This is a genomic window from Campylobacter concisus, assembly GCF_002914005.1.
GTDB lineage: Bacteria > Campylobacterota > Campylobacteria > Campylobacterales > Campylobacteraceae > Campylobacter_A > Campylobacter_A concisus_N.
In genome coordinates this window covers 1-7,514 of the sequence record NZ_POZU01000024.1, presented here as the reverse complement: position 1 = coordinate 7,514, position 7,514 = coordinate 1, and the positions used below count along the sequence as shown (strand labels likewise).

General features: G+C 39.5%; 5 protein-coding genes and 1 pseudogene. 4 read left to right on the top strand and 2 right to left on the bottom strand.

What is annotated here, in order from left to right; all coding sequences use genetic code 11:
* Nucleotides 1–404 (top strand): annotated as a pseudogene (locus CYP54_RS02805) (motility associated factor glycosyltransferase family protein); the annotation flags it as partial.
* Nucleotides 405–668: 264 nt separating this feature from the next.
* On the opposite strand, the gene CYP54_RS02800 reads toward CYP54_RS02805, so the two are convergent.
* The gene (locus tag CYP54_RS02800) at nucleotides 669–2,174 is read right to left on the bottom strand and encodes a flagellin B (protein WP_103604124.1); all 1,506 of its coding nucleotides are present in this window, start codon (nucleotides 2,172–2,174) and stop codon (nucleotides 669–671) included.
* Nucleotides 2,175–2,363: 189 nt separating this feature from the next.
* Here CYP54_RS02800 and topA point away from each other — a divergent pair, with 189 nt between their 5' ends.
* From topA to crcB, 3 genes are all read left to right on the top strand, one after another.
* Nucleotides 2,364–4,478, top strand: coding sequence for a type I DNA topoisomerase (gene topA, locus CYP54_RS02795; RefSeq protein ID WP_103604123.1), 2,115 nt, complete (start codon nucleotides 2,364–2,366; stop codon nucleotides 4,476–4,478).
* Nucleotides 4,479–5,384: 906 nt separating this feature from the next.
* Nucleotides 5,385–6,224: a biotin synthase gene (locus CYP54_RS02785; RefSeq protein WP_103604122.1), complete on the top strand. Its 840-nt coding sequence runs from the start codon at nucleotides 5,385–5,387 to the stop codon at nucleotides 6,222–6,224.
* On the top strand, nucleotides 6,224–6,577 hold the full coding sequence (gene crcB / locus CYP54_RS02780; protein WP_103604121.1) for a fluoride efflux transporter CrcB: 354 nt from the start codon (nucleotides 6,224–6,226) through the stop codon (nucleotides 6,575–6,577). Before CYP54_RS02785 ends, crcB begins: the two co-directional genes overlap by 1 nt.
* A gap of 700 nt (nucleotides 6,578–7,277) precedes the next feature.
* Here crcB and CYP54_RS02775 read toward each other — a convergent pair.
* On the bottom strand, nucleotides 7,278–7,514 hold a 237-nt coding region (locus CYP54_RS02775; RefSeq protein WP_181001508.1), incomplete at its 5' end, for a hypothetical protein.

Genomic DNA, 7,514 nt, shown 5'->3' with positions numbered 1-7,514 from the left:
ATAAATTACTTGAGCTCAATAAAGAAAATAAAATAGAAAAAAAGCACTTTGATGAGCTTCTTAAAATAACAAAAAAGATAGATAAACTAAAAGATGTAATCGCGAAACGTAATTATCAAAAATATGTAGATAATATATTGCAAATTTCAGTCTACTATCAAGAACTTGAGCTTGCAAAAATTTCTGTAGCACCAAGTGACACAACAATCCAAAAAACCAACAAGCTTCTTATGTGGGTAAATATGCACAAGTACTGGATGTTCTCCGCAGCTGGCGGACTAAATGCCGACATTGAAGTTACTAAAAAAGCTTCAAAAGCACTTGTTGCTGAGCTAAAAAAGAGAAAACTAATAACTAAAAACGAGATAGGAAAAGCAAAAGAAAATTTTATACTGAGTATATAAGCTAATTTGTAAGTAGAATTATTTTACTTACAGTCTTTTTATTTGGCTTACTAGTTTTAGTAAGCCTCTGTCACGATTATAAATTTATAACACAACCCATTATAAACCACTAGAGCAAAGATAAAATAGATACATTACTATTTATTTTTAGTAGATAAAGCCCCAAAGTTAGACTTTGGGGCGTGGGTTTGCGTATTGTAAAAGCATTAACACTCTTAAGGCTTTGTTACTGCGACAAAGCCTCTATCTAAAACCTTAATGAAACTATTGTAGTAGCTTCATTACGTTTTGTTGTACGCTGTTTGCTTGACTCATAGCATAAGCACCTGATTGAGCTAGGATGTTATGTTTTGAGAAGTTAGCAGACTCGCTAGCAAAATCAACATCTCTGATTTGAGATTCTGCTGATTTTACGTTAACTTGAGTTACAGTGATGTTATTAACTGTAGCTTGAAGTTGGTTTTGAACTGAACCAAGGTCTGAACGAACTTGATCAAGTGTTTTTTGAGCAGACTCAGCAATACTCATAACAGCCATCGCACCGCGAAGTGTCATAACACCAGCAGATTGAGCTACTGACAAAGCTCCACTCATTCTTTGGAAGCCCATAGCAGTTGCTAGGTTTTTATCTATTTGACCTCTTATGTCTCTTAGTGATACTGATTGTTGGGCACCACCATTAGCAGAGAATGCTAGCGATAGTTTAGCAACGCCACCAGCATTTAGCTTGATATCTCTACCATCAAGACGAACAAGGTTTAGTCTACCTACGAAACCGGTTAAAGATGTACCTTTAGCAGCTGCACCTTTACCGCCAAGACCCTTTGAGATGTCTTTACCAGAAGCTACGATAGCACGGCCATCACGGCTTGTTAATACCATTTTGCCTGTTTCAGCATCAACAGAAGCTTCAACACCAGTTTGATCTTTTACAGAGTTGATAGCATTTACAAGTGCACCGTTTGCATCATTTGCTTTAACCTCTAGATCGCCAATTTTAACGCCGTTGATTGTTAAAGACTGAATTAAACCACCGCCAATAGCAGCACTTGCTTTCCAAGTAACATCAGCTGTAGCTCTAACACCAGTTCTATCAGCAACTTTGTTGATATTCTCAGCTAAAGCACCAAGGCCTTTACCGATACCTGTTGAGATAGTAGCGCCTGTAACACCTACATCGTTTACACCATCAACGTTTAAAAATTTAAGATTTACTTCACCCATAGCTGTAAGTAGTCTTGAACTCTCAAAACGTGTAAGACCGATCTTATCAGATGTAGTCGCACCAATACTTGCTTTAACAGTTTGGTTTGAGTAAGCACCTATTTGGAATTCTTTATTAGAGAATGTTCCGTTTAATAGTTGCTGACCGTTAAATGAAGTAGTGTTACCGATATTATCAAGCTCTTCCATTAGACGAACGATATCAGCTTGCAATGCTTGGCGTGATTGAGTTGTTTGGCCGTCTTGAGCTGATTGAGTAGCTTTTGTCTTGATAGTATCAAGAATTTTTAGCTGCTCGTCCATAGCTTTATCGGCAACTTGAATGATACCAATAGCATCATTACCATTTGCAATAGCTTGACCTAGAGCTGAAGCTTGACTTCTTAAGCTATCTGCAATAGATAGACCTGAAGCATCGTCTGCAGCTGTTTGAATCCTAAGACCTGAGCTAAGTTTGTTAAGTGACTTAGATAGGTCAGTGTTATTGCTAACTGCGTTAGCGTGTGTGTTAAGTGCGTTTACGTTTGTGTTAATACGAAAACTCATTGTAAATCCTTTTAATTTTTTAGTTACGACTTCTTGTCGCACAAAAACTATATCGTGAAATTTTTTAAAAACTTTATAGGTGTGAATGAAAAAATTTTTAAAGATTAACATGGATTTGATTTTTATGCCTTGATACTTTAAAAATTATTTTTGCTACAATTACGCCAAAAAATTAAAGGCTATATATAAATGAAAAGCTTAATCATCGTGGAATCTCCCGCAAAAGCAAAGACTATCAAAAATTTTCTAGATAAAAGCTACAACGTCATCGCCTCAAAAGGTCACATCAGAGACCTACCAAAAACAAGCTTTGGTATCAAGATAGAGGATGATAAATTTACCCCAGAGTACCGCATCAGCAGTGATCACTCCGCTATTGTAAAAGAGATAAAAGAGCTTGCCAAAGGTGCTGATGAAATTTATCTCGCGACCGATGAGGATAGAGAGGGTGAGGCGATCGCGTTTCATATCGCAAACGCCATCGGCAAAGAGCCAACCAGTCTGCCTCGCATCGTCTTTCACGAGATCACCAAAAGTGCCATACAAAACGCTCTAAAAAGCCCAAGACGCGTCGATATGAATAGCGTCAATGCCCAGCAAACAAGGCGCTTGCTTGACCGCATAGTTGGCTATAAGTTAAGTCCTCTTTTAAATTTAAAGATACAAAAAGGCTTAAGCGCTGGACGTGTGCAAAGTGCGGCCCTAAAGATAATAGTCGATCGTGAGCGTGAGATACAGGCGTTTAAGCCGGTTAAATATTACACTATTGACACCGTTTTTAAAAAAGACCTAAACGCTGAGCTAGTTAAATTTGAAAACCAAAAGATCGAAAAGCTAACTATCCAAAACCCAGACCGCGCAAAATACATCATTGAAAATTTACAAAATGAGAAATTTAGCGTCCGTGAGATTGAGAGCAAGGATAGAAAGATCCAGCCAAGCCCGCCATTTATGACCTCAACACTTCAGCAAAGTGCGAGCAACCGCCTTGGCTTTAGCCCTAAAAAGACGATGATGATCGCGCAAAGTCTCTATGAGGGCGTGCAAACAAACGAGGGCTTCATGGGTGCGATCACCTATATGAGAACGGATAGCTTAAATTTAGCTAAAGAGGCTGTCGCAGCCGCTAGAGAGCATATCCTCCAAAACTACGGCAAAGAGTATCTGCCAGCCAAAGCGATAAGCTACACGACAAGCTCAAAAGGTGCGCAAGAAGCCCACGAAGCGATCCGCCCTACAAATTTAAGCTTTACGCCACAAATAGCGGCTAAATTTTTAGAAAAAGATGCACTAAAACTCTACACACTCATCTACAATAGATTTTTAGCCTGCCAAATGAGCACATGCGTGAGCCAAACGCAAAATGTCTATGTCGCAAGTGAAAAAGGCGAGTTTAAGATAAGTGGTAGAAAGGTGCTATTTGACGGCTTTTACAAGGTTTATGGCGAGCTTGATAAGGATAAAATTTTGCCAAATTTAAAAAAGGGCGACGAGATGAGCTTGCAAAGCATAAAAAGAACGCAAAATTTCACCGAGCCACCAGCCAGATACTCAGAAGCTGGACTTGTTAAAAAGTTAGAGAGTCTAGGCATCGGCCGCCCAAGTACCTATGCACCGACTATCACACTGCTAACTTCAAGAGACTATGTGAGAATCGAGAAAAAACAGCTCATACCAAATGATATCGCATTTAGTATGATAAGCGTTTTAGAGGAGCACTTTAGCAACATCGTTGATAGCGAATTTACCTCACATCTTGAAGAAAAGCTCGATGAAATCGCACTTGACAAGGCCGACTGGCAAAAGGTGTTAAGCGACTTTTACTATCCATTTATGGAAAAAATTAGCGCTGGCAAAACTGGCATAAAAAGCCTAAAAACAGCCACTCCGATTGGCGAGAAGTGCCCAGAGTGCGGAAGTGAGCTAGTGCTTAGAAAGGGCAGATACGGCGAATTTATCGCTTGTTCAAATTTCCCAAAATGCAAATACTCAAGAAACGTCGCAAAAGATAATGAAAAGAGTACAGAGGCCAGCACTACTGGGGCAGCTAAGCCAAAACGTGAGCTTAAAAAGCTTGATGTGCCATGTCCAAAATGCGGCGGCGAGATCGTCGAGAGATTTAGCAGGCGCGGTAAATTTTATGGATGTGCCAACTATCCAAAATGCGACTTCATCTCAAACTACGAGCCAGTTGAGCAAAAATGCGACGAATGTGGCGGCGATATGATCAAAAAAGAGCTTAAAAAAGGTACATTTATAGAGTGCACAAAGTGTAAGAAAAAGACCCTTATCTCTGAAAACTAAAAACTTTTAGCCAAATTTGAGTCCTTGACCTAAATTTGGCTTTTATAAATTTGGAATTTAAATGCCTGGCACCACCGCTAAGCTTAGCCAGTACAGAGGGTAAAAGAGCCTCGTCATAAACTGCACTCAGTTAGATGGTAGCTTCACACAGTAGTACAAAACCTTCAAATAAAAAAAGAGCCGTACTTGATGAGTGGTGTGAATTTTTTTAAGAAGCGAACAAAACGTTTTTGAAGAGCTTAGCTTTTGCACGAAAATACCTTAAAGGCTCTTTGATACGGTGTGATGCCAAAGAATTTTAAAAAGCCTTCATATCAAATGAGACTCGCATGAGAACCTTGACGCGCCAGCAAGCCTTTCTAGTCTAAAGAGCCTTTTTGTAGGCTCTGGAGCTAGCGTAAAAAACATAGCGCTAATCGCAAAACTTTCTGGACTCAAAAGCCTTGCCGTGGAAATTTTTTAAAAGATAAATTACTACTCTGCGTTTTTAAATTTATAAAATTTAAAAAGTCTTGAGATCAGCAAAAACGGACTTTCGCCTAGATTTATTCACATCGAAAGTCTATAGTTTTTACGCCAGATGCCTAGGCCAACCAGCCTTGTGATATTAACAACTAGGATAAAAAGCAAGAACTACTCGCCTATTTTATCTCTAAAATCCTTAGCTTGCCGACACAGCATGCACTTCTAACGTGCAAAGAGCTTAGATGATTAAAGGGGATAAGGGGACGGCTCTTGGCTTCGCTAGCTCGCAGCTGCAAACAGACCGTAACTCAAGCCCATTTATCTCCCTTTGAATAAAAATAATTTTATACATTTCATCAAACTATTTTTGCAAATTCATAAATCACCCTACTTAAATTTTAAACCTGTCAAAGCTATAATACGCCCCAAAAAGGATGAAAAATGAAAACAATTATGCTCTGTGCGATATGCTCAGTCACTCAAGGAAACTGCGCCGAGGACTGCGCTTACTGCACGCAAAGTGCCAAAGCCGGTGCGGATATCTCAAAATTTAAAGAAAAAAGCGTGCAGCAGGTGGTGGACGAGGCCAAAATGGCTTATAAAAACCACGCTCTTGGCTTTTGTTTAGTTACAAGTGGTGCTAGGCTAAATGACAAAAAGACCGACTATATCGCATCTTTAGCAAGAGCAGTGAGCAAAGAAGTGCCAAATTTGATGCTCATCGCATGTAACGGCATGGCGACTTACGAGCAGCTTAGCGAGCTTAAAAAAGCTGGCGTTTTTAGCTACAACCACAACCTTGAAACAAGCCGAGAATTTTTCCCAAAAATTTGCAAAACACACACTTGGGATGAGAGATATCAGACAAATTTAGATGCAAAAAGAGCTGGGCTTATGCTTTGCACTGGTGGAATTTACGGCGTTGGCGAGAGTGAGGCCGATAGAGTAAGCTTTAGAGCTAGTCTAAAAGAGCTTGAGCCATTTTCATCGCCGATAAATTTTTTCATAAAAAATGAATCTCTAACTCTTGATCTACCTCCTCTTAGTGTGGATGAAGCCCTAAAGATCGTACGTGACACCAAAAGCGCTCTTCCAGAAACTAGAGTCATGATAGCTGGCGGTAGGGAGAAAATTTTAGGCGATAGACAATACGAGATCTTTGAAAATGGCGCCGATGCGATCGTGATAGGCGACTACCTCACCGCAAAAGGCGAGAAAGCTAGCAAAGATATCGAGGAGCTTGCAAAGCGCGGTTTTAGCTTCGCTAGTATCTGCCATTAATGCTTGCAAATTTGCTTTTCGCAGGGCTTGGAGGCTTTATCGGAGCTGGATGCAGGTTTTTAGCCGGTGAGCTGCTAAAATTTAGCCACTTTCCGCTAGCCACGCTTGGCGTAAATACGCTTGGTAGCTTCATTATCGGCGTCTTGTTTTGTCTAAATTTAAGCCAAAGCGTGAGGGTGTTCTTGGTCATTGGCATACTTGGCGGATTTACGACATTCTCAAGCTTTAGCCTTGATAGTGTAAAATTTTTACTAGAAGGCGAACTGGTAAAAGGCTTTTTAAATATCTTTTTAAACCTTGTTTTTTGCCTGCTTGCAAGCTATCTTGGCATTTTGCTTGGCAAAAATTTGTGAGGTTTTTAAGGCGTGTAGTAAAATAGCTTTGTTTGTGCCATTTTACAAATTTTAAAACTTTACTAGCTTGCCCTAGCATACTACTAATTTTAGGCTTCGCTTCATTTAGCACTAAATTTAGAGCCGTGATATGCTCGCTCATAAATTTTAAATTTGATAGGGTTTAACCGCATGTAGTGTGCTAGCACTGGAGCATGTCACCTCTAACGTTGTCGGGGTTAGGGGATCGTTAAGGGGGAAGGGAGCGACTTCGTAATTCAAGCCTCTTCCCCCTTAACAAAGAAACAAAACTTTAAATTTCTAAAAACCTTAATTTATAAAATTTAAAATTCCATTCACTCGCAAGAATTGACTACTGATTTTAGGTCTCGCAAAGCTTGCCACTAAAATCAGAGCCGAAATTACTCGTTCATGAAATTTTAAAATTTGATAGAGTTTTAACCGCATGCAGTGCGCTAGCACTATTGCATGCCACTTCTAACGTGCAAGGGAATTGAGGGAGATAAGGGGGCGACTTCGTGTCTGCCATGCAGTTGCGAGCTTGCGAAGCAAAATTCAAGCCCCTTTGTCCCCCTTTAAGTAAATTTCATCAATCTATGTGCAAATTTTAAATTTCATTCACTCACAAGAATTGGCTAGTAAAATTTGATGAAATTTAACAAAACCGCATGCAGTGCAAAATACCACCACATCCACCTTTCTATCTAGCTTCTACCTTTGGCATCTGAAGCATAAAATTTCTAGCTTCACTTAAAAGTACAGGCTTAAGGCCATCTACCAGAGTTTTTGGATCATAAATTCTCTCATATGAAAGTATTAAGACTCCATCTTTTTCAAGTAAAAAGTGGATTATTTCTATATTTTTACTACTAGTTTCATCTTTTATAAGAGCTAAAATTTGATCATTCTCTTCACTATAAAGCACCTCTTTAGCCTC

Bases quoted from the DNA above. Each gene is read 5' to 3' on its own strand.
- CYP54_RS02800 (WP_103604124.1), bottom strand. From the start codon at position 2,174: ATGAGTTTTCGTATTAACACAAACGTAAACGCACTTAACACACACGCT.
- topA (WP_103604123.1), top strand. From the start codon at position 2,364: ATGAAAAGCTTAATCATCGTGGAATCTCCCGCAAAAGCAAAGACTATC.
- crcB (WP_103604121.1), top strand. From the start codon at position 6,224: ATGCTTGCAAATTTGCTTTTCGCAGGGCTTGGAGGCTTTATCGGAGCT.
- CYP54_RS02785 (WP_103604122.1), top strand. From the start codon at position 5,385: ATGAAAACAATTATGCTCTGTGCGATATGCTCAGTCACTCAAGGAAAC.